Source organism: Pseudomonas sp. TMW22080 (genome assembly GCF_022496745.1).
GTDB lineage: Bacteria > Pseudomonadota > Gammaproteobacteria > Pseudomonadales > Pseudomonadaceae > Aquipseudomonas > Aquipseudomonas bubulae.
This window is the reverse complement of record NZ_SCFF01000004.1, coordinates 395,698-416,741: the sequence shown is the minus strand read 5'-3', so window position 1 is coordinate 416,741 and position 21,044 is coordinate 395,698. Positions and strand designations below refer to the sequence as shown.

Sequence of the window (21,044 nt, the reverse complement as noted above, 5' to 3'; positions counted from 1 at the left end):
CTGAGAACCCACCGATACTCAGCCCGAAATGAAGCAGAACTTTCAAGGAATGCTGCCATGGAGCCAACCAACCCGCTGTTGAGCGCGCCCCTTCTGCCCCTTTACAGCAAGGTACGTCTAGAACATCTCAAGCCGGCAATCGAACACATTGTTGCCGACAACCTGCAGTCAATCAGCCGAATCGTCAGTGCCCAGTCCCAACCCACATGGTCGGGCCTGGTGTTGCCGATGGAAGCCCTGACGGCGCGGCTGGATGAAGCCATTGCCGTCATCACGACACTGGGGCAGGTACCAAGAGAAGTGTCATGGGAAACAGACATCGGCCAATGCTTTCTGGCTGCCTACAATTACAAGGCGCAAGTCTTGCAAAATCGCGAGCTTTATCTGGCCTGCAAGGCTTTGGCAGAAAGCCCTGAAGCCATGCAATTTGATCGCTCGCAGCAGGCTCTATTGGGCAAGATACTGCGCGACTACCGGTTGGCTGGGAGTGAGCTGTCAGCCTCTGGCAGAGGCGAACTCATCGAGCTCAACCACGAGATATCCCGACAGGAATGGGTTTTTTACGAAAACGCACGACAATCCAGAAAATCCTGGAGCAAGCTGGTTACCGATGAGTCCTTGCTTGCGGGGCTTGCGAGTGAACTCAAGGGGCAGTTGGCAGACATTGCCACGGACGCCGACCTGCAAGGCTGGCTGATAACTCTTCAGGAGCGCGCTACCTACACCGCGATCATGCGCTCATGCGAAAACAGGGCGCTGCGCGAGGAGTTGTTCACGGCCTACAACACGCGGGCTTCCGAGCAGGGCCCCGCAGGCGGGCAATATGGCAATGGCCCGGTGCTCCATGATCTGCTCAGGCTGCGTCAGCAGAAGGCGCGCCTGCTGGGGTATGACAGCCATGCCGAGCTGAGCCTGCAGGGCAAGACGGCAACCTCGGTTGATGAGGTGCTGAGTTTTCTGCGCACTCGAATTGAACGCAAGTCGGCATTTTTTTCAACTCAAACCGCAGAGCTGAATGCCCTGGCGTCGGCCATGCAATACGACGGACTCAAACCATGGGATCTGTTGTTTCTGGCGCAAAAACGCGCTCTGCAACTAAGCCCGCTGGCGGGCGATCAATTGAAATCATATTTTGCGTTCACACGTGTTTTTGAAGGCATCGTGTTACTCGTCAAGCGCCTCTTCGCGGTCGATCTGGTCGAACAGGTATCGTTTGATACCTGGCACCCGGACGTTCGTTTGTTTGAGGTGGTCGAGTCAGGTGTTCGGGTGGGGCATCTTTATCTCGACCCTTACCTTCGTGAATCCAAGCCGAATATGTGCTGGATGCAGTCGGCACGTAACCGCAGAATCAATCAGCAAGGGGACCTGACCACCCCGGTGGCCATTCTCTATGGCAACTTCTCACCCGAATCCCCTGGCTCCCCATCACTGCTGACGCCGCAGCAGTTAACCCTGCTTTTCCATGAGTTGGGTTGTTGCATGAAGCAACTGCTGACCCGCAGTCCCTACGGTACATTTTCCCGCGTGGATGTACTGAATGCTGAGGCGTCCGGGTTTTCAGGCAAATGCGCTGAAAAGTGGTGCTGGTCACGGGACGGTCTGCGCTGGTTGGCCAGGCATGCCCAGCATGACAGTGAGCTGACCTATGAGCAGATAGACCAAGTACTTGAAGCGCGCAGTGCCGAGCGTTGGCTTGAAACGGCCCGCGAGCTTGGGCTTGCGCTGTTTGATTTTGAACTGCACCGCACCTGGGGCGATGGCCGCAGCGTGGAAGAGATCTGGCGCAGTGCACACAATGAACTCCAGCCGTTACCGTTGGCGCAGAACGACCGATCTGCCAACACTTTCGATGCGATCGTCTCGGGCCATGATGGCGCTTATTTCGTCAATGAATGGGCCGAAGCGATGGCTGAGCAGGTTTTTGCAAGGTTTGAACAGCAAGGTGTGTTTAACCCGCAAACGGGCTTGGCCTATCGCGAAGCCTTCCATGCACCGGGCATCGAACGCCCGCTGCATGAGTCTTTCGAGGAGTTTATGGGCCAGCCGCCCGCGAGCGTGTAGGTATCTTCAGGACTTGAGCCAGTTCTTCACCACGCATGAAGCAAAAGGGCTGGTACTGCATGCGCCGCTGCTCAGGGCTGCGCGCAACTGTGGGATATCCGCCTTCATCATGTAGCTCTCGCCATCTTTGTGGTGCGAGTTTTCGCCAAAGCCGCCCTGGGTCATTTCTTTCAGGGCGTCTTCCTTGCTCCAGTCCTGCACGACCACGCGGTACATCGCCGCCATCAGCCCGGTACGGTCCGAACCGTGCTTGCAGTGCATCAATACAGGGCCCTGTGCTTGTGCCGTCTGGATGGCACGCAGCGCGGCCAGCACATCGGTGTCATCTACATGGTTGGTGCGATAAGGCAGTTGGACTTGAGCGACGCCTGGAGTCTTGAGCCAGGAACTGTCGGCATCAGGCAAGAAGTTGATGACGGTGGTTATCTGTAATTTTTCCAGCAGCGGCTGCGCGGCACTGTCAGGCAGTGCGCTGCGGTACAGGGTCGGGGACATTTGATAGAGGTTGTATTGCGTGGCAATGGGCTGTGCCCACTGTACAGGCCGGGCCTGGGCTGTTTCGTCGGCCAGGGCCTGAGGCACAGAAAACGCTGCCAGCAAGGTCAGGCACAGAGCAGGAAAAAACCGGGCTTTGGGCATATCAGTTCGACCATTAACAAAGAATTTGGAAGTTGAAACGCTAGATTGAGGGATGACTTATCAAAACTGTGTCAGGCATTTGTCAAAAAAGCGTGAGGGCGCAGCCAGTGATGGCCTGATGCTATTGGTGCGGCAAATTTACGCATGAAACGATTCATCTGGTCGCCTGGCCTGTTAGTATTTGTAACCAAACTTTGCCTGCGTTTTTTTTCTCAGGTCGATTTCGACCCGTATCGCTGCCAAAACGAAAAGCTGCCCATGAGCGGCTGTAATCCGTGAATGCCTGATGAGGTGCCCCGCATGTCTGAGCAAGACAACCCCCGGCGTGAGTTTTTGCGCAAAACCCTGACCCTGATTCCAGTGGTCACTGTTGCGAGCACGGGCCTGGGTGGTTCCGTTCTGATGGCTACGCCAGACGCTCAAGCCGCACCGGTCGCTGCGCCGCCCGTTGCCGCATCAGGCCCGGCCTATGAACCAACGTACTTCACGGCTGAAGAGTGGGCGTTCGTTAACGCCGCCGTCGCGCGTCTGATCCCGGCTGACGAGCAAGGCCCGGGGGCGCTCGAAGCTGGCGTTCCGGAATATATCGACCGTCAGATGAACACGCCTTACGCCAGCGGCGCGCTGTGGTTTATGCAGGGGCCGTTCAATGCCGACGCTGCGCCGGAAATGGGCTGGCAGAGCAAACTGGTGCCAAAACAGATCTATCGCCTGGGCATTGCTGCCACGGAGGAGCTCTGCAAAAAAGCCTATAACTCAACATTTGCTGGGCTAGACAGCGCTACCCGAGACGAAGTGCTCAAACAGCTGGAAGCCGGCACGCCTAAATTCGATAGCGTCCCGGCCAAGATGTTTTTCAGCTTTTTGCTGCAAAACACCAAGGAAGGCTTCTTTTGCGACCCTATTCACGGTGGCAACAAAGGCATGATCGGCTGGACCATGATCGGCTTCCCCGGCGCGCGCGCTGATTTCATGGACTGGGTAGAACGCAACGAGCAATACCCCTTCCCGGCAGTTTCCATTCGCGGCGAGAGGGCTTGAGCATGTCGACCGTTATGAAAAAAGTTGATGCAGTAATCGTTGGTTTCGGTTGGACCGGCGCGATCATGGCCAAAGAGCTGACCGAAGCCGGCCTGAATGTTGTGGCCCTGGAGCGCGGTCCGATGCAGGACACCTATCCAGACGGCAACTATCCACAGGTCATCGACGAACTTACCTACAGCGTGCGCAAAAAGCTGTTCCAGGACGTCTCCAAAGAAACCGTCACCATTCGCCATAGCGTCAATGACGTGGCCCTGCCCAACCGCCAGTTGGGCGCTTTCCTGCCGGGTAACGGTGTGGGCGGTGCAGGCTTGCACTGGTCGGGTGTGCACTTTCGGGTCGACCCGATCGAACTGCGCATGCGCAGCCATTACGAAGAGCGTTACGGCAAGAACTTTATCCCCAAGGACATGACCATCCAGGACTTCGGCGTCAGCTACGAAGAGCTGGAGCCGTTCTTCGACTATGCCGAAAAGGTTTTTGGTACGTCGGGTCAGGCCTGGACCGTCAATGGCCAACGGGTCGGTGAAGGCAAGGGCGGCAACCCTTATGCGCCGGACCGTTCGGACCACTTTCCGTTGGTGTCGCAGAAGAACACCTACTCCGCACAGCTGTTTCAGAAAGCGGCCAATGAGGTTGGCTACAAGCCTTATAACCTGCCGTCGGCAAACACCTCCGGGCCATACACCAACCCCTATGGCGCGCAGATGGGGCCGTGCAACTTCTGCGGTTTTTGCAGCGGTTATGTCTGCTACATGTATTCCAAGGCATCGCCCAACGTAAACATTCTTCCTGCCCTGAAGCCGTTGCCGAACTTCGAGCTGCGCCCGAATGCCCATGTGATCCGGGTCAACCTGGACAGCAGCAAAACCAAGGCTACCGGCGTGACCTATATCGATGCCCTGGGCCGAGAAATCGAGCAGCAGGCCGATCTGGTGATCCTGGGCGCGTTCCAGTTCCACAATGTGCGTCTGATGTTGTTGTCGGGCATTGGCAAGCCGTATGACCCGAAAACCGGCGAAGGTGTTGTCGGTAAAAACTTTGCTTACCAGAACATGGGCACCATCAAGGCCTACTTCGACAAAGACGTGCACACCAATAACTTTATCGGTGCAGGCGGCAATGGCGTGGCAATTGATGATTTCAACGCCGACAACTTCGACCACGGGCCGCACGGTTTTGTCGGTGGCTCGCCGATGTGGGTCAACCAGGCCGGTAGCCGGCCGATTGCAGGCACGTCCAACCCGCCGGGTACGCCGGCCTGGGGCAGCGCGTGGAAGCGTGCAACCGCCGATTACTACACTCACCAAGTGTCGATGGACGCCCACGGTGCGCATCAGTCCTACCGTGGCAACTACCTCGATCTGGACCCGGTGTATCGCGATGCCTACGGCCAGCCGTTGCTACGCATGACGTTCGACTGGCAAGAAAACGACATCAAGATGAACCGTTTCATGATGGAAAAAATGGGCAAGATCGCCGAAGCGATGAACCCCAAGGCCATTGCGCGTATCGGCAAACAAGTGGGTGACCACTTCAATACGTCGTCGTACCAGACCACCCACCTTAACGGTGGAGCGATCATGGGGACCAACCCGAAAACCAGTGCACTGAACCGTTACCTGCAAAGCTGGGACGTGCACAACGTGTTTGTGCCGGGTGCATCGGCTTTCCCACAAGGTTTGGGCTACAACCCTACGGGGCTGGTGGCTGCATTGACCTATTGGTCGGCGCGGGCAATCCGTGAGCAGTATCTGAAGAACCCCGGCCCACTGGTTCAGGCATAAGGAGCGATGACCATGAAAGCACTTGTTATCGCAACCCTGAGCCTGCTCGCCAGCTTTTCGGCGGTGGCCGCTGAAAGCGACCCGCAGGCGTTGATCAAACAAGGTGAATATCTCGCCCGTGCCGGTGACTGCGTGGCGTGCCATACGGCCAAGGGCGGCAAGCCGTTCGCCGGTGGCCTGGCGATGGAGACGCCGATCGGCACCATTTATTCGACTAACATCACGCCAGACAAAAACGGCATTGGCACTTACAGCTTTGAAGATTTCGACAAAGCCGTGCGTCACGGTGTTGCTCAGAACGGCAGCACCTTGTATCCGGCCATGCCGTATCCGTCCTATGCACGGGTCAACGAGGCCGATATGCGGGCGTTGTATGCCTACTTCATGAAGGGCGTTAAACCTGTCGAGCAAGCGAACCAGGAAGCCGATATCCCGTGGCCGTTGAGCATGCGCTGGCCGCTGGCGATCTGGCGCTGGCTGTTTGCCCCTGCGGTTGAAGATTTCAAGCCGCAAGCCGGGCAGGACGCGGTAGTTAGTCGTGGGGCGTATCTGGTGGAAGGCTTGGGCCACTGCGGTGCATGCCATACGCCACGGGCCCTGACCATGCAGGAAAAAGCCTTGAGTGCCAGTGATAGCCCGGCATTTCTGTCAGGCAGTGCACCGCTGGAAGGCTGGATCGCGAAGAACCTGCGCGGTGATCACAAGGACGGTCTGGGCAGCTGGAGCGAAGACCAGCTGGTGCAGTTCCTCAAGACCGGTCGCAGTGATCGCAGTGCGGTATTTGGCGGCATGAGCGATGTGATCGTACACAGCATGCAGTACATGTCCGACGCTGATCTGACGGCCATTGCCCGTTACCTGAAGTCGTTGCCAGCGGTGAATCCGGCTGACAAACCGCATCAGTACAACCCGGCAGTGGCGGATGCCCTGTGGAACGGTGATGACAGCAAGCGTGGCGCTGCGGTGTACATCGACAACTGTGCGGCTTGCCATCGTACCGACGGTCACGGCTATACCCGTGTGTTCCCTGCCCTGGCGGGCAACCCGGTATTGCAGTCGGCCGACCCGACGTCGTTGATACATATCGTGCTTAAGGGGGGGACGTTGCCTGCAACGCATACAGCGCCATCAACGTTCACCATGCCCGCTTTCGACTGGCGTTTGTCGGATCAGGAAGTGGCCGATGTGGTCAATTTCATCCGCACCAGTTGGGGCAACCAGGCGGCTGAGGTGAAGGCCGGGGATGTGAAGGCGATTCGTTAACCCTGAGTATTCGGTGGGAGCGGGCTTGCTCGCGATGCAGACAACTCGGTATGCCTGACTTACCGAGTCGCTCCCATCGCGGGCAAGCCTGCTCCCACATTGGGTATTCAGGGCTGTCTTGCAGACATCCCGAACCACTTCTGCGACAACGCCTCCAGCCTCCCGTCTGCCTTGATCCGCTGCAAGGCCTTGTCCAGGCTGGCCTGGAACGCCGGGTTGCCTTTCTGGAAGGGGATTACCAGGGCAACTTCCTCATCTGTGACCGGCGTTTTCTGCGCCACCGTGACCAATGGCCCACGTTCGACAAACCCATTGCCCTGAGCTACGCCTAAAGTCTGGCCTTGAAACATTGCAAGGCTGTTGAGTGAGCGCGGCTGCTCTTGCCGGGCAATCGTCTGCGCTGGCAGATGGCTGTAAGGTTCGCTGAAATCGAACCGATCCTGGAGTTCCTGGGTCAAAGCCACATGATTGATCGCGACATCGTATTTACCGCTCTCAACCCCTGACAGCAAGTCAGCGTTATCGGTGACCAGAATGGAGGAATGTACTTCCAGTTCCTGAGCCAGCAACTCGGCCAGTTCAACGTCAAAGCCGGTCAGACGCCCGTCCTGCTTGAAGCTGAACGGTGCCATGTCGGCTTCCAGGGCTATGCGCAGTTCACCACGGTCATTGATGTCGTCGATCAGTTCGGCCTGAGCAAAAGGGCTCGCCAGTGGCAGTAAAAGCATCAGGCCCGGCAATAAACGCATGGTCACTCCTTTGGTTGGGATGCAAGCGAATCGCATTTAACGTTCGCTTTGCTTTATGTTGGTCACTTGCGGGGTTGGACAACGGTTTGGCTCTAAGTTGTCAGGCACCGAAGAATTTTGCAAAAAACCGGAGAAAAAAATGAAAGCTCTACTGTCTCGTGTTGCGCTGGCTTCTGTATTGATGGGCGCTTCGGTCATGGCCACAGCGGCTGGCCTGGAATCGGAGCCTGCACCAAAAGGCGCCAAAGTGTTTATCGTCGAACCTAAAGACGGTGCCACAGTTGATCAAACTTTCACCGTTAAATTCGGTATTGAAGGCATGCCTCTGGCGCCTATCACCGAGGCCACGCCGCATGCGGGCCATCACCACCTGCTGATCGATGTCGACCAGTTGCCGGCCGAGAACGCACCGATCCCGGCCGATGCCAACCATATCCATTTCGGCAAGGCCCAGACCGAAACCCAGGTCACCCTGCCACCTGGCAAGCACACCCTGCAACTGGTGCTGGGTAACCAGGTTCATGTGCCGTTCAAGCCAAGCATCGTGTCGGAAAAAATCACGGTTAATGTGAAATAAGCTTTTTCGACGCATAAAAAAGGGAGACCCGAGGGTCTCCCTTTTTAGTGAGAGGCGTTTAGAACAACACGCGGCAGCGAATAGTGCCGTTGATGGTCTGCAGCTTCTCTTGCGCCAGGTCCGAAGACTCGGCGTCGACGTCGATCACTACATAGCCAACTTTCTCGTTGGTTTGCAGGAATTGGCCGGAGATGTTGATCCCGTTTTCGGCGAAGATCTTGTTGATCTCGCTCATCACGCCCGGGATGTTCTGGTGGATGTGCAGCAGGCGGTGCTTGCCAGGGTGGGCCGGCAGGGCCACTTCCGGGAAGTTCACGGACGATACCGAGGTACCGTTGTCGCTGTACTTGACCAGTTTTTCTGCCACTTCCAGACCGATGTTGGCTTGCGCTTCAGCGGTAGAACCGCCGATGTGCGGGGTCAGGATCACGTTGTCCAGGCCACGCAGCGGGCTTTCGAACACGTCGTCGTTGGAGCGCGGCTCAACCGGGAACACGTCGATGGCGGCGCCGATCAGGTGCTTGTCCTTGATTGCGTCAGCCAGGGCGTCCAGCTCAACCACGGTGCCGCGAGCGGCGTTGATCAGAATGCCGCCCTTTTTGATGGCACGGATTTCTTTCTCGCCGATCATCCACTGGGTGGCTGCGGTTTCCGGTACGTGCAAGGTGACGATGTCGGACATGCCCAACAGTTCGTGCAGATTGCCGACCTGGGTGGCGTTGCCCAATGGCAGCTTGGTCACGGTGTCGTAGAAGAACACCTGCATGCCCAGACCTTCAGCCAGAACCGACAGCTGGGTACCGATCGAGCCGTAACCCACGATACCCAGCTTTTTGCCGCGGATTTCGAAGGAGTTGGCTGCGCTTTTGATCCAGCCGCCACGGTGGCAGGAAGCGTTTTTCTCAGGGATGCCACGCAACAACAGGATCGCTTCAGCCAGCACCAACTCGGCCACCGAACGGGTGTTGGAGTAAGGGGCGTTGAAAACAGCGATACCGCGTTCGCGAGCAGCGTTGAGGTCGACCTGGTTGGTGCCGATGCAGAAACAACCAACAGCGACCAGTTTCTTGGCGCAATCGAACACTTCTTCGGTCAGCTGGGTACGAGAACGGATGCCGATAAAGTGGGCATCAGCGATCTTTTCCTTCAGCTGGGCTTCAGGCAAGGAACTGGTGATGTACTCAATGCTGGTGTACCCGGCGGATTTGAGCACTTCAACAGCGGATTGGTGGACGCCTTCCAAAAGAAGGAACTTGATCTTGCTCTTATCGAGAGAAGTCTTGCTCATCTGCGTAAACCTGTGTCCCAGAGAAAAAATGGCAGGGAATGGACAGCGAGAGCTGACCTGGCCGGCGTGAAAACCGGCCCCGAGAATCGTCCTGTGGCTCGATTCTGCGAGGGGGTCGTATGCTAGCATAAGCGCCCCGCTAAACACCCATTCCTGCGACGTGAAGCGTTCTCAGGATGACCATGAATTGTTCGAGAGTTCTGTTGATGACCCATCCTGCCTTGATTGATGAGCTGAAGACCCTGGTAGAGCCTGGCAAGGTTTTGACCGACGCTGACTCCCTTAATGCTTACGGCAAGGACTGGACCAAGCATTTCGCTCCCGCCCCGTTGGCCATTGTGTTCCCGAAAACCACCGAGCAGGTGCAGGCCATCGTGCTGTGGGCCAACGCCCATGACGTGGCACTGGTGCCGTCGGGTGGCCGTACCGGCCTGTCCGCTGCTGCAGTGGCCGCCAATGGCGAAGTAGTGGTGTCGTTCGACTACATGAATCAGGTGCTGGACATCAACCTGACCGACCGCACCGTGGTCTGCCAGCCTGGGGTGGTCACCGAGCATCTGCAGAACCTGGCCGAAGAAAACGGCCTGTACTATCCGGTGGACTTCGCTTCGGCTGGCTCCAGCCAGATTGGCGGCAATATCGGCACCAATGCCGGCGGAATCAAGGTGATTCGCTACGGCATGACCCGTAACTGGGTGGCCGGCATGAAAGTGGTCACCGGCAAGGGCGATGTGCTGGAGCTCAACAAGGACCTGATCAAGAACGCCACCGGCTATGACATGCGCCAGCTGTTTATCGGTGCCGAAGGCACCCTGGGCTTTGTGGTGGAAGCCACCATGCGCCTGGACCGTGCGCCGAAAAATCTGACGGCGATGGTGTTGGGCACGGCAGATTTCGATTCGATCATGCCGGTACTGCACGCCTTCCAGAACAAGCTCGATCTGACGGCTTTCGAGTTCTTCTCCGACAAGGCGCTGGCCAAGGTCATGGGTCGTGGCGACGTGCCTTCCCCGTTTGAAACCGACTGTCCGTTCTATGCGCTGCTGGAATTCGAGGCGACCACTGAAGAGGTTGCCAATGCGGCACTGGAAACCTTCGAGCACTGCATGGAAGAAGGCTGGGTACTTGATGGCGTGATGAGCCAGAGCGAAACCCAACTGCAGAACCTGTGGAAACTGCGCGAGTACATCTCGGAGACCATTTCCCACTGGACGCCATACAAAAACGACATTTCGGTCACCGTGTCGAAAGTCCCGGCATTTTTGAAAGAAATTGACGCGATCGTCGGCGAACACTACCCGGATTTCGAAATTGTCTGGTTCGGCCACATTGGCGACGGCAACCTGCATCTAAACATCCTCAAGCCCGAAAACCTGAGCAAGGATGAGTTCTTCGCCAAGTGCGCGACGGTGAACAAGTGGGTGTTTGAAACCGTTGAGAAATACAACGGCTCGATCTCTGCCGAGCATGGCGTGGGCATGACCAAGCGTGACTACCTGACCTACAGCCGTTCGCCGGTTGAGATCGAGTACATGAAAGCGCTCAAGGCCGTGTTCGACCCTAAAGGCATCATGAACCCCGGCAAGATTTTTGCGGTTTAAAGTTAACGGTATTCAATAGCGGAGTCTGTCCATGAGCTATCAGCACCAGTATGTCGACGGTACCCGGATCCACTTTCCCATCGGTAAAGTGGTGTGCATCGGCCGCAACTATGCCGAGCACGCCAAAGAGCTGGACAACCCGATCCCGACCGAGCCCCTGCTCTTCATCAAACCGGGCAGTTGTGTCGTGCCACTGGAAGGCGGCTTTGCGATCCCCACCGAGCGCGGTTCGGTGCATTACGAAGCCGAAATTTCGGTACTGATCGGCAAGCCCCTGTCGAACAACCCGAGCGCCGAAGAAGTGCTGGATGCGATCTCCGGTTTTGCCCCTGGCCTGGACCTGACCCTGCGCGACAAACAGGCCGAGCTCAAAGGCAAAGGCCTGCCGTGGGAAATTGCCAAGTCGTTCGATGGCGCCTGTGTGCTGGCTCCTTTCGTACAGAGCAGCACTTTTGCTGACCTGGCCGATATCGGCATTCGTTTGACCATCAATGGCGAAGTGCGTCAGGACGGAAATAGCGCCCTGATGCTCAACCCGATCGTACCGATGATCCAGCACATGGCTGCGTGCTTCTCGCTACAAGCCGGTGATGTGATCATGACTGGCACACCGGTGGGCGTCGGCCCACTGAATGTGGGCGATGAGCTGGTGCTGGAGCTGACGGGCGTTAGCCGCTTCGAGAGCAGCGTTCGTTAGTCCGGGCCTGGCAATTGAAACAGCCTGTGGCAACGGCCACAGGCTTTGGCATTACACCGCCATCGGCGCGGTCATTGGCGCGTGGTGCTGGTAGCCTTCGAGGCTGAAGTCGCCCGGCTCGATCATGCCCAGCCACTCCGGCTGGTACACGCCGGTCTTGGCGAATTCCGGTACGCGGTCCGAGATTACCAGTTTGGGCATCGGGAACGGCTCGCGGGTGAGCTGCTCGTTAAGCATGTCCAGGTGGTTTTCGTACACGTGGGCATCGCCGATAAAGTAGGTGAACCAGCGTGGTGTATAGCCGGTCAGGCGGCCGATCAGGCTCAGCAGCGCAGCGCCTTCGGTCAGGTTGAACGGTGTCCCCAGGCCCAGGTCGTTGGAGCGGATGTAGAGGGTCAGGGAAATCTCCCTGGTCTCGACATTCGGGTGGAACTGGTACAGCAGGTGGCACGGTGGCAGGGCCATTTCGTCGAGCTGGGCGCAGTTCCAGCCGTGGAACAGGATACGGCGGCTGCCCGGGTCATTGATGATGGTGTCGACGCACTGGCGTACCTGGTCGATGGCCTTGTACAGCACCACATAGGCCTGGCCGTCTTCTTCGCCTTCGGCAATCTGGCGATAACCCTGGCTCAGGCACAACTCGATAGCGGCCACATTGCTGCGATCAACTTGCTTGTAGGCCGGCCATTTGCGCCATTGCACACCGTAGATCTCGCCAAGGTCGTCTTCGCCCTGACGGAACGGGTTGGCCAGCCACTGGGCGTTTTCGTTGGCGTTCTGGTCCCACACCTTGCAGCCCAATGCGCGGAAGTCTGCAGCGCTATTGACCGGGCGCAAGAAACCGCACATCTCGCCAATGGCCGATTTGAACGCCATACGCCGGGTGGTGATGGCCGGGAAGCCTTCCTTGAGGTCATAGCGCAGCATGGCGCCGGGCAGGCTGATGGTTTTTACGCCGGTACGGTTGGCTTGCAGGGTGCCGTTTTTAATGACGTTGGCAACGAGGTCGAGATATTGCTTCATGGTTTTCCTACCGTTTGAATGCGGGGCTCTATAAGCCCCGCCATCCGAATGTATTACGCAGCTTTTTGAGCCGCTGGATCGCGGTGGTAAGCCCACCAGATCAGGAACAGGCCGCCCGCGATCATCGGGATACAGAGAATTTGCCCCATCGTCACCCAGCCGAACGCGAGATAACCCAATTGGGCATCCGGCACACGGACGAATTCGACGATAAAGCGGAAGATGCCGTAGAACAGGGCGAACATCCCGGAAACCGCCATGGTTGGACGGGGTTTGCGCGAGTACAGCCAAAGAATCAGGAAGAGTGCCACACCTTCGAGGGCGAACTGGTAAAGCTGCGACGGATGACGCGCCAGTTGTTGTGGGTCGGTAGGGAAGATCATCGCCCACGGCACATCGCTGGCCTTGCCCCACAGTTCGGCGTTGATAAAGTTGCCGATGCGCCCTGCACCCAGGCCAATGGGCACTACAGGGGCGATAAAGTCCATGATCTGGAAGAATGACTTGCCGTTGCGCTTGCCAAAACCCCACACCGCCAGCATCACGCCGATCAGGCCGCCGTGGAACGCCATGCCGCCTTTCCACACTTCAAAAATCAGCAGCGGGTTGGCGATATAGGCGCTCAGGTCGTAAAACAGCACATAGCCCAGGCGCCCGCCGACAATCACGCCCATGGCCACCCAGAACACCAGGTCGGAGAGTTTCTCCTTGGTCCAGGTCGGGTCGAAGCGGTTGAGGCGGCGTGACAGGATCAGCCAGGCAGCGCCAATGCCGATCAGGTACATCAAGCCGTACCAATGGATTTTCAGCGGGCCGATGGCCAGTGCCACCGGATCAATCTGCGGGTAAGGCAGCATTGCGACTCCTTGTTAGATCAGGAAACTCAAGCCGACACAGAACAACAGTGCGGCAAACAGCCGTTTCAGCAGGCGTGGCGAGAGCTTGTGGGCCAGTCGCGCACCGAAACGGGCGAAAAACATGCTGGTCAGGGCGATCCCGAGCAGCGCGGGCAGGTAGACAAAACCGAGACTATGCGCGGGCAGGTCGGGGTTGTGCCAGCCAATGATCATGAAACTTGCTGCACCTGCCAGTGCAATCGGCAGCCCGCAGGCTGACGACGTGGCCACGGCCTGCTGCATCGGCACGCTACGCCAGCTCAGAAATGGTACGGTCAGCGAGCCGCCGCCGATGCCGAAAATCGCCGAAGCCCAGCCAATCACCGTACCGGCCAGGGTCAGCCCGACCTTGCCAGGTACCGTGCCAGTGGCCTTGGGTTGCAAGCCCAGGGCCATCTGAATGGCGATCACCACGGCGAACACACCGATGATTTTCTGCAAGTGGGGGCCGGCAATGGCTTCTGCGGTCAACGCACCGATGCCCGCACCGATCAGGATGCCCAGCGTCATCCAGAGCACCAGAGGCCAGCGCACGGCGCCTTTTCGATGGTGCTCGCGAATCGAGTTGATCGAGGTAAAAATGATCGTGGCCAGTGACGTGCCAACGGCCAGATGGGTCAGCACCTCGCTGTCAAAACCCTGCAAGGTGAAGCTGAACACCAGCACCGGCACGATGATCAACCCGCCGCCGACCCCGAACAGCCCGGCCAGCACCCCCGCAAAACCTCCCAGTACCAGATAGAGCAGAAATTCCATGACGCCCCCCCCAAATTTGATCCGCATGGTAACGGAGCAAGGGCTTTGGCTCCACTGCGCTGCACGGTATGGCGCGAGCCGCCCGAGCAATCTATAAGTAGTGTGGTTAAAAAAACATTAAGGACTGCCCATGTGTCTGATTGTCTTCGCCTGGCGCCCCGGCCATGCACAGCCTTTGGTCGTTGCGGCCAACCGCGATGAATTCTATGCCCGCCCCGCCAAACCCCTGGCGCAGTGGGCCAATGCGCCACAGGTATATGCCGGGCGCGACCTTGAAGCGGGAGGAACCTGGCTGGGCATCGGCGCCGATGGACGCTTTGCGGCCCTGACCAATATCCGCGAACCGCACAAGCCGCCTTCACGGCGCTCACGGGGCGAGCTGGTGGCAGACTTTCTCACCGGCCACCAGTCAATTGCCGAGTATTTCACCCAGGTAGGCCGACGTTCTGTCGACTATGCCGGTTTTAATCTGCTGTTGGGCACCGCAGATCAGCTCTGGCATTTCAATTCCGGGGAACTGGCGCCGCAACCGCTGAGCGCGGGGATTTATGGTTTGTCCAACGGCGGGCTGGATACGCCGTGGCCCAAACTGCTCAAAGCCAAGGCCGCGCTGGCCGAGGTGCTGGACAACCCGCAGCCACAAGCGCTGCTGGCGTTGCTCAAGGACCCGCAGACGGCCCCGTTCAGCGAACTGCCGGACACCGGCGTAGGTCTGGCCACGGAGAGTCTGCTGTCGAGTGTGTTTATCACCAGCCCCAGCTATGGCACCCGTGCCAGCACCGCGCTTATTGTGAATGCAGACGGGTCAAGGGTGATGGTGGAACACAGCTTCGGGCCGCATGGGGGGCGGTTGGGAGAGGTAAGGCTGGCGGTGTGACGCTAGCCCTCACCCTAACCCTCTCCCTCCGGGAGTGGGTTAGGGTGAGGGCGCTTTTCAGTAAGGCTTGATCGCCGCCGGGTTCATCATGCGGGTCAGGCCCATGTTTTTCAGCGCCAGTTGAATGGTGCTGCGAATGACCTGCGGGTTGTCGATGGTCATCACTTCGGCCAGCAGTTCCTTGGCGCGACTCAGGCTGACCTGACGCAGCATCCATTTCACTTTCGGCAAGTTGGTGGCGTTCATCGACAGGCTGTCAAAGCCCATCGCCATCAACAAGATCGCCGCCGCCGGGTCACCGGCCATTTCTCCACAGATGCTCGCCGGCTTGCCTTCGGCATGGGCGTCACGCACCACCGACTGCAGGGCCTGCAGCACCGCCGGGTGCAGATAGTCGTACAAGTCCGCCACGCGTGGGTTGTTGCGGTCCACAGCGAGCAGATACTGGGTCAAATCGTTGGAACCCACCGACAGAAAGTCGACCTGACGGGCCAGCTCCTTGGTCTGATAAACCGCAGCCGGGATTTCGATCATCACCCCAATAGGCGGCATCGGCACGTCGGTGCCTTCGTCGCGCACTTCACCCCAGGCGCGGTGCAACAGGTGCAGGGCTTCTTCGAGTTCGTGGGTGCCCGAGATCATCGGCAGCAAGATACGCAGGTTGTTCAGGCCTTCACTGGCCTTGAGCATGGCCCGGGCCTGCACCAGAAAGATTTCAGGGTGGTCGAGGGTCACGCGAATCCCGCGCCAGCCCAGGAACGGGTTTTCTTCCTTGATCGGGAAGTAAGACAGTGACTTGTCGCCGCCGATGTCCAGGCTGCGCATGGTCACCGGTTGCGGATGGAAGGCAGATAATTGCTCGCGATAAATCGCCAGCTGCTCCTTTTCGCTGGGAAAGCGCTGGTTGATCATGAACGGCACTTCGGTGCGGTACAGACCTACGCCTTCGGCGCCACGCTGTTGTGCGCGCGCCACATCGGCCAGCAGGCCGGTATTGACCCACAGCGGCATGCGATGCCCGTCAGGGGTGATGCAAGGTAGCTCGCGCAGGGCATCAAGCCCCAGGGACAGCTGGCGCTCTTCCTCGACCACCTCGGCGTATTGCTTGCGCAGCACTTCGCTGGGGTTGGTATAGACCTCGCCGTGGTAGCCGTCGACGATCATCTGGATGCCGTCGACCCTGGAGTACGGCAGGTCGACCACGCCCATCGCCGTCGGGATACCCATGGCGCGGGCCAGGATGGCAACGTGGGAGTTGCCCGAACCCAGTACCGACACCAGGCCTGCCAGCTTGCCTTCGGGCACTTCTCCGAGCATGGTGGCCGTCAGCTCTTCGCTGACCAGAATGGTGTTGTCCGGGTAGACCATGGTTTGCTGGCGATCATGCTGCAAATAGGCCAGCAGACGACGGCCAAGGTCACGCACATCCGACGCCCGCTCACGCAGGTAGTCGTCGTCCATCAGTTCGAAACGGTTGACGTGATCGGTCACGACCTGGCGCAGCGCGCCCTGGGCCCATTGACCGGTCTTGATGACATTTTTGACTTCGCTGCCCAGCGACGCATCGTCGAGCATCATCAGGTACACGTCGAACAATGCCTGTTCTTCGGGGCGCAACTGGGTGGCGAGTTTCTTGGACACCGCGCGCATATCGTTGCGCACGCCTTCCAGGGCGGTCTTGAACAACGCAATTTCGGCGGGGATATCGGTGATGGTCTTGTCGGGCACCACATCCAGATCCGCGGGTGGCAGCATCACCACGGCGGTACCCACGGCAGCGCCCGGCGAACCCGGTACGCCGACGAACTTGGCTTCCTGGATGCCCTTGCCCTGACGGCCCAGACCACGAATCGAACCCGTGGCTTCGGCGTGGGCAATAACCCCGGCCAACTGGGCGCTCATGGTCACCAGGAAGGCTTCTTCACCTTCGTCGAACTGACGGCGCTCCTTTTGCTGAATGACCAGGACCCCGACCACGCGCCGGTGGTGGATGATCGGCGCGCCCAGGAAAGAGGCATAGCGCTCCTCTCCGGTTTCGGCAAAGTAGCGATAGCGCGGGTGATCGGCGGCGTTTTCGAGGTTCAGAGGCTCTTCACGGGTGCCCACAAGGCCGACAAGGCCTTCGTTGGGCGCCATGCTGACTTTGCCGATCGAGCGCTTGTTCAAGCCCTCGGTGGCCATCAGGACAAAGCGGTTGGTCTCTGGATCAAGCAAATAGACCGAGCAGACCTGGCTGCTCATGGCCTCTTTGACGCGCAACACAATAATCCCCAACGCCGCCTTGAGATCCTTGGCGGAGTTAACTTCCTGGACGATCTTGCGCAGCGTATTGAGCATGGCTCGGGGTCGAACTCCGTGTCAGGCGCGCGTTAAAAGGCGCGGGGCAAGCTCTTTGAGAGCGCGACGGTAGACCTCGCGCTTGAATGTCACCACCTGGCCCAACGGGTACCAATAACTGACCCAACGCCAGCCATCGAACTCCGGTTTACCGGTCAAATCCATCCGCACCCGTTGCTCGTTGGAGACCAGGCGCAGCAAAAACCACTTTTGCTTCTGGCCGATGCACAGCGGTTGGCTGTGGGTACGTACCAGGCGTTGCGGCAAACGATAACGCAACCAGCCTCGCGTGCAGGCGAGTATTTCTACATCTTCGCGTTCAAGGCCAACTTCTTCGTTCAGCTCACGGTACAAGGCGTCTTCCGGCGTTTCGTCAGGGTTGATGCCACCCTGTGGAAACTGCCAGGCGTCTTGATTGATACGGCGAGCCCAAAGTACCTGACCAGCGTCATTTGTCAGAATAATCCCGACATTAGGGCGGAAACCATCGGGGTCGATCACGGCAACAACCTCGCAAACGCATGTCGCCGCATTGTTCCACAAAGGTTGTGAAAGCAGCAACGCGCCTTCCTGCCTTATGTGCACTCTTGTTAAAAGACCGTATTCTTGTGGCCTTTTCTCAGGCAACTCAACGGGTAACCTCAATGCGTCTGGCTTTATTCGACTTGGACAACACCCTCCTGGGCGGTGACAGCGATCACGCCTGGGGCGATTACCTGTGCCGCCGGGGCATTCTCGACGGCGACGCCTACAAGGCGCGCAACGACGCGTTCTATCAGGACTACCTGGCCGGCAAGCTGGACAACGCCGCCTACCTTAATTTCAGCATGGAAATCTTTGGCCGCCATGACATGGCGCAACTGGATCAATGGCACCGCGAATTCATGCGCGACTGCATTGATGGCCTGATGCTGCCCAAGGCCCATGCCCTGCTGGCCAAACACCGTGAAGCCGGCGACACCCTGGTGATCATCACTGCCACCAACCGCGTGATCACGGCCCCCATTGCCGAAAAACTCGGCGTGGAACATTTGATTGCCACCGAATGCGAAATCATCGATGGCCGTTACACCGGTCGCAGCACAGACGTACCGTGCTTCCGTGAAGGCAAGGTGACACGCCTGAACCGCTGGATCGAAGAAAACGGCTACAGCCTGGAAGACAGCTACTTCTACAGCGACTCGATGAACGACTTGCCGCTGCTGGAGCAGGTTGACCATCCGGTGGCGGTCGACCCGGATCCGAACTTGCGGGCGGAGGCCATCAAGCGTGGCTGGGAAGTCATCTCGCTGCGCGACTGACACACAACCTGTGGGAGCGGGCTTGCTCGCGATAAGATCGCCGCGGTTTTTCTGCAAGACCGCAGTGATGCCATCGCGAGCAAGCCCGCTCCCACACAAGCACGTGTGCTTAAACCGGCTTGGCGCCCATCAATCCCGCGATGGCGATAAAGCAGACTGCACAAAAAATGGCCAGCACCAGGGTAAACCACGGGTATCTGGCCATTCGCCCCAAGCGCAGACGGTTAAGGCGCACCACCAGCCACAGCCAGCTCAGGCTGCCGAGCAGGTACAAACAACTGCCCGCCAGCAACCACAGCTGGCTCAGCGGCCAACCGGCCAGATGCACCAAAAACCAGCCACTGACCGGCAGCGCCAGCAAACACAGGCCCATCAACGCCCAGACAAAGCTCCAGGGCCGCTGCACCACTCCGCCTGACAGGTTCTTGTCCCCTGCCCGCCAGCGGCGAATCACCACCACCAGCAGAGCCACGGCGCTGACAAACAGCAGCAATGTCGATACGCCATGCAGCAGTTTTAACGCTGTGAACGTTTCCATTTGATTAATCCCTTGAGCCGTTCAATCAGCGTAGCGCCTATCAGCCAAGAAACAGCTGGTAGGCAGGGTTATCGCTCTCATCCCAGTACGGGTAGCCGATTTCTTCCAGCGCCGCCGGCACCAGGTGGCGCTCGTCCGCCGGTACCTGCAGGCCGGCCATGACCCGGCCATCCGCTGCGCCGTGGTTGCGGTAATGGAACATCGAGATGTTCCAGCGCCCGCCCAGCTTGTTGAGGAAGTTGAACAGCGCCCCCGGCCGCTCCGGGAACTCGAAACGGAACAGCAACTCATCGCTGACCTTCGCAGCATGGCCGCCAACCATATGACGGATATGCAACTTGGCCAGCTCGTTCTCGGTCAGGTCGACCACCGGGAAGCCCTGCTCAGTCAGACTGGCCAGCAGCGCGCTGCGGGGATCGCTCTCGGGGTGGGTCTGCACGCCAACGAAAATGTGCGCTTCGCTGCCAGTGTGGTAGCGGTAGTTGAACTCGGTGATCTGACGCTTGCCCACGGCCTGGCAGAACGCCTTGAAGCTACCCGGCACCTCAGGAATGGTCACCGCAATGATGGCTTCACGGCCTTCACCCAGCTCGGCACGCTCGGCCACATGACGCAGTCGGTCAAAGTTGACGTTGGCACCGGAGTCGATTGCCACCAGGGTCTGGCCGCGCACGCCGCGCTGCTCGACGTACTTCTTGATTCCGGCCACGCCCAGCGCACCGGCAGGTTCGGTGATCGAGCGGGTATCGTCGAAGATATCCTTGATGGCTGCGCAGATCTCGTCAGTGCTGACGGTGATCACTTCATCCACATAGTCCTTGCAGATATCGAACGTGTGCTGGCCAATCTGCGCCACGGCCACGCCGTCGGCGAAAATCCCCACGGTTGGCAGCACCACGCGCTCGCCCGCCGCCATCGCGGCTTGCAGGCAGTTGGAGTCATCGGGCTCGACACCAATGATCTTGATGTCCGGGCGCAGGTACTTCACATACGCCGCAATACCGGCAATCAGCCCGCCGCCGCCCACAGGTACGAAGATCGCATCCAGCGGCGCCGGGTGCTGGCGCAGAATTTCCATCGCCACGGTGCCCTGCCCGGCAATGGTGTGCGGGTCATCGTAGGGGTGAACGTAGACGTAGCCTTCTTTTTCGACCAGTTGCAGCGAGTAGGCCAGCGCCTCGGGGAACGTGTCGCCATGCAGCACCACAATGCCACCACGGGAGCGCACGCCTTCGACCTTGATCTCGGGGGTGGTCTTGGGCATCACGATGGTCGCTTTGACCCCCAGCACCTTGGCCGCCAGGGCCAGGCCCTGGGCGTGATTGCCCGCTGACGCCGTCACCACGCCGCACGCGCGCTCGGCGTCGGTCAGGTGCATCAGTTTGTTGTAAGCGCCACGAATCTTGAACGAGTACACCGGCTGCAAATCTTCGCGCTTGAGCAAAATCTGGTTGCCCAACCGCTGGGTAAGCTGGTTGGCAGCTTGCAGTGGGGTTTCTACGGCAACGTCATAAACGCGCGAGGTGAGGATCTTCTTAACGTACTGTTCGAGCATCGGAAAGCTTCACTGGGCGGGTTGGCAGGGACCAAGGAGTCTACCCCAGCGTTTG

Annotated in this window: 19 protein-coding genes; 9 read left to right on the top strand and 10 right to left on the bottom strand. The window is 58.7% G+C overall.

Annotated features, from left to right (window positions below):
• Positions 1-57 precede the first annotated feature (57 nt).
• Positions 58-2,064, top strand: a complete 2,007-nt coding sequence (locus EQV96_RS16180; RefSeq protein WP_276616830.1) for a M3 family metallopeptidase — start codon at positions 58-60, stop codon at positions 2,062-2,064.
• Between the two features lie 6 nt (positions 2,065-2,070).
• Here the strand turns inward: EQV96_RS16180 and EQV96_RS16175 are convergent, their stop codons facing one another.
• Positions 2,071-2,703, bottom strand: a complete 633-nt coding sequence (locus tag EQV96_RS16175; protein ID WP_094999639.1) for a dual specificity protein phosphatase family protein — start codon at positions 2,701-2,703, stop codon at positions 2,071-2,073.
• A gap of 300 nt (positions 2,704-3,003) precedes the next feature.
• Here EQV96_RS16175 and EQV96_RS16170 point away from each other — a divergent pair, with 300 nt between their 5' ends.
• From EQV96_RS16170 to EQV96_RS16160, 3 genes are read left to right on the top strand one after another with little or no spacing between them, the layout of a single operon-like run.
• Positions 3,004-3,744 (top strand): gluconate 2-dehydrogenase subunit 3 family protein, encoded by a 741-nt coding sequence (locus EQV96_RS16170; RefSeq protein WP_094999975.1) that lies wholly within the window; start codon positions 3,004-3,006, stop codon positions 3,742-3,744.
• Positions 3,745-3,746: 2 nt separating this feature from the next.
• A complete protein-coding gene (locus EQV96_RS16165; RefSeq protein WP_094999640.1) occupies positions 3,747-5,531 on the top strand; it encodes a GMC family oxidoreductase in 1,785 nt (594 codons plus the stop codon).
• Between the two features lie 12 nt (positions 5,532-5,543).
• Positions 5,544-6,794: a cytochrome c gene (locus tag EQV96_RS16160; RefSeq protein ID WP_095026757.1), complete on the top strand. Its 1,251-nt coding sequence runs from the start codon at positions 5,544-5,546 to the stop codon at positions 6,792-6,794.
• Positions 6,795-6,901: 107 nt separating this feature from the next.
• On the opposite strand, the gene EQV96_RS16155 is transcribed toward EQV96_RS16160, so the two are convergent.
• Entirely contained in the window at positions 6,902-7,543 is a 642-nt protein-coding gene (locus EQV96_RS16155; protein WP_094999642.1) for a transporter substrate-binding domain-containing protein, read from the bottom strand.
• A gap of 139 nt (positions 7,544-7,682) precedes the next feature.
• On the opposite strand from EQV96_RS16155, the gene EQV96_RS16150 reads away from it, so the two are divergent.
• Positions 7,683-8,120, top strand: coding sequence for a DUF4399 domain-containing protein (locus EQV96_RS16150; RefSeq protein ID WP_094999643.1), 438 nt, complete (start codon positions 7,683-7,685; stop codon positions 8,118-8,120).
• Between the two features lie 58 nt (positions 8,121-8,178).
• Here the strand turns inward: EQV96_RS16150 and serA are convergent, their stop codons facing one another.
• A complete protein-coding gene (serA, locus tag EQV96_RS16145; protein WP_083369705.1) occupies positions 8,179-9,408 on the bottom strand; it encodes a phosphoglycerate dehydrogenase in 1,230 nt (409 codons plus the stop codon).
• Positions 9,409-9,614: 206 nt separating this feature from the next.
• On the opposite strand from serA, the gene EQV96_RS16140 reads away from it, so the two are divergent.
• Positions 9,615-11,009: an FAD-binding oxidoreductase gene (locus tag EQV96_RS16140; RefSeq protein WP_094999644.1), complete on the top strand. Its 1,395-nt coding sequence runs from the start codon at positions 9,615-9,617 to the stop codon at positions 11,007-11,009.
• A 31-nt stretch (positions 11,010-11,040) separates the two neighbouring features.
• Positions 11,041-11,706, top strand: a complete 666-nt coding sequence (locus tag EQV96_RS16135) for a fumarylacetoacetate hydrolase family protein (RefSeq protein WP_095017903.1) — start codon at positions 11,041-11,043, stop codon at positions 11,704-11,706.
• A gap of 51 nt (positions 11,707-11,757) precedes the next feature.
• On the opposite strand, the gene EQV96_RS16130 is transcribed toward EQV96_RS16135, so the two are convergent.
• The 3 genes from EQV96_RS16130 to EQV96_RS16120 are packed head-to-tail and all read right to left on the bottom strand — an operon-like array spanning position 11,758 to position 14,381.
• Positions 11,758-12,729, bottom strand: a complete 972-nt coding sequence (locus EQV96_RS16130) for a thymidylate synthase (RefSeq protein WP_095020616.1) — start codon at positions 12,727-12,729, stop codon at positions 11,758-11,760.
• 53 nt (positions 12,730-12,782) lie between these two features.
• The gene (lgt, locus tag EQV96_RS16125) at positions 12,783-13,586 is read right to left on the bottom strand and encodes a prolipoprotein diacylglyceryl transferase (protein WP_094999647.1); all 804 of its coding nucleotides are present in this window, start codon (positions 13,584-13,586) and stop codon (positions 12,783-12,785) included.
• Positions 13,587-13,598: 12 nt separating this feature from the next.
• Positions 13,599-14,381, bottom strand: a complete 783-nt coding sequence (locus EQV96_RS16120; RefSeq protein ID WP_095020617.1) for a sulfite exporter TauE/SafE family protein — start codon at positions 14,379-14,381, stop codon at positions 13,599-13,601.
• A 130-nt stretch (positions 14,382-14,511) separates the two neighbouring features.
• On the opposite strand from EQV96_RS16120, the gene EQV96_RS16115 reads away from it, so the two are divergent.
• Positions 14,512-15,258 (top strand): NRDE family protein, encoded by a 747-nt coding sequence (locus EQV96_RS16115; RefSeq protein WP_130872206.1) that lies wholly within the window; start codon positions 14,512-14,514, stop codon positions 15,256-15,258.
• Between the two features lie 57 nt (positions 15,259-15,315).
• Here EQV96_RS16115 and ptsP read toward each other — a convergent pair whose 3' ends face one another.
• Entirely contained in the window at positions 15,316-17,595 is a 2,280-nt protein-coding gene (ptsP, locus tag EQV96_RS16110) for a phosphoenolpyruvate--protein phosphotransferase (RefSeq protein ID WP_094999650.1), read from the bottom strand.
• Positions 17,596-17,616: 21 nt separating this feature from the next.
• Positions 17,617-18,096, bottom strand: coding sequence for an RNA pyrophosphohydrolase (locus tag EQV96_RS16105; RefSeq protein ID WP_019828104.1), 480 nt, complete (start codon positions 18,094-18,096; stop codon positions 17,617-17,619).
• 143 nt (positions 18,097-18,239) lie between these two features.
• Between EQV96_RS16105 and EQV96_RS16100 the strand changes: the two genes are divergently transcribed.
• Positions 18,240-18,896 carry an HAD family hydrolase gene (locus EQV96_RS16100; protein ID WP_094999651.1) on the top strand — a complete coding sequence of 219 codons (657 nt, stop codon included), beginning with the start codon at positions 18,240-18,242 and terminating at the stop codon, positions 18,894-18,896.
• A gap of 109 nt (positions 18,897-19,005) precedes the next feature.
• Here the strand turns inward: EQV96_RS16100 and EQV96_RS16095 are convergent, their stop codons facing one another.
• Both EQV96_RS16095 and ilvA read right to left on the bottom strand, forming a co-directional pair.
• Positions 19,006-19,434, bottom strand: a complete 429-nt coding sequence (locus EQV96_RS16095) for a DUF2269 family protein (RefSeq protein WP_095020618.1) — start codon at positions 19,432-19,434, stop codon at positions 19,006-19,008.
• Between the two features lie 40 nt (positions 19,435-19,474).
• Positions 19,475-20,989 (bottom strand): threonine ammonia-lyase, biosynthetic, encoded by a 1,515-nt coding sequence (gene ilvA / locus EQV96_RS16090; protein WP_240882188.1) that lies wholly within the window; start codon positions 20,987-20,989, stop codon positions 19,475-19,477.
• Positions 20,990-21,044: the final 55 nt, after the last annotated feature.

Coding starts and splice junctions, on each gene's coding strand:
- EQV96_RS16180 (WP_276616830.1), top strand. CDS start 58: ATGGAGCCAACCAACCCGCTGTTGAGCGCGCCCCTTCTGCCCCTTTAC.
- EQV96_RS16175 (WP_094999639.1), bottom strand. CDS start 2,703: ATGCCCAAAGCCCGGTTTTTTCCTGCTCTGTGCCTGACCTTGCTGGCA.
- EQV96_RS16170 (WP_094999975.1), top strand. CDS start 3,004: ATGTCTGAGCAAGACAACCCCCGGCGTGAGTTTTTGCGCAAAACCCTG.
- EQV96_RS16165 (WP_094999640.1), top strand. CDS start 3,747: ATGTCGACCGTTATGAAAAAAGTTGATGCAGTAATCGTTGGTTTCGGT.
- EQV96_RS16160 (WP_095026757.1), top strand. CDS start 5,544: ATGAAAGCACTTGTTATCGCAACCCTGAGCCTGCTCGCCAGCTTTTCG.
- EQV96_RS16155 (WP_094999642.1), bottom strand. CDS start 7,543: ATGCGTTTATTGCCGGGCCTGATGCTTTTACTGCCACTGGCGAGCCCT.
- EQV96_RS16150 (WP_094999643.1), top strand. CDS start 7,683: ATGAAAGCTCTACTGTCTCGTGTTGCGCTGGCTTCTGTATTGATGGGC.
- serA (WP_083369705.1), bottom strand. CDS start 9,408: ATGAGCAAGACTTCTCTCGATAAGAGCAAGATCAAGTTCCTTCTTTTG.
- EQV96_RS16140 (WP_094999644.1), top strand. CDS start 9,615: ATGACCCATCCTGCCTTGATTGATGAGCTGAAGACCCTGGTAGAGCCT.
- EQV96_RS16135 (WP_095017903.1), top strand. CDS start 11,041: ATGAGCTATCAGCACCAGTATGTCGACGGTACCCGGATCCACTTTCCC.
- EQV96_RS16130 (WP_095020616.1), bottom strand. CDS start 12,729: ATGAAGCAATATCTCGACCTCGTTGCCAACGTCATTAAAAACGGCACC.
- lgt (WP_094999647.1), bottom strand. CDS start 13,586: ATGCTGCCTTACCCGCAGATTGATCCGGTGGCACTGGCCATCGGCCCG.
- EQV96_RS16120 (WP_095020617.1), bottom strand. CDS start 14,381: ATGGAATTTCTGCTCTATCTGGTACTGGGAGGTTTTGCGGGGGTGCTG.
- EQV96_RS16115 (WP_130872206.1), top strand. CDS start 14,512: ATGTGTCTGATTGTCTTCGCCTGGCGCCCCGGCCATGCACAGCCTTTG.
- ptsP (WP_094999650.1), bottom strand. CDS start 17,595: ATGCTCAATACGCTGCGCAAGATCGTCCAGGAAGTTAACTCCGCCAAG.
- EQV96_RS16100 (WP_094999651.1), top strand. CDS start 18,240: ATGCGTCTGGCTTTATTCGACTTGGACAACACCCTCCTGGGCGGTGAC.
- EQV96_RS16095 (WP_095020618.1), bottom strand. CDS start 19,434: ATGGAAACGTTCACAGCGTTAAAACTGCTGCATGGCGTATCGACATTG.
- ilvA (WP_240882188.1), bottom strand. CDS start 20,989: ATGCTCGAACAGTACGTTAAGAAGATCCTCACCTCGCGCGTTTATGAC.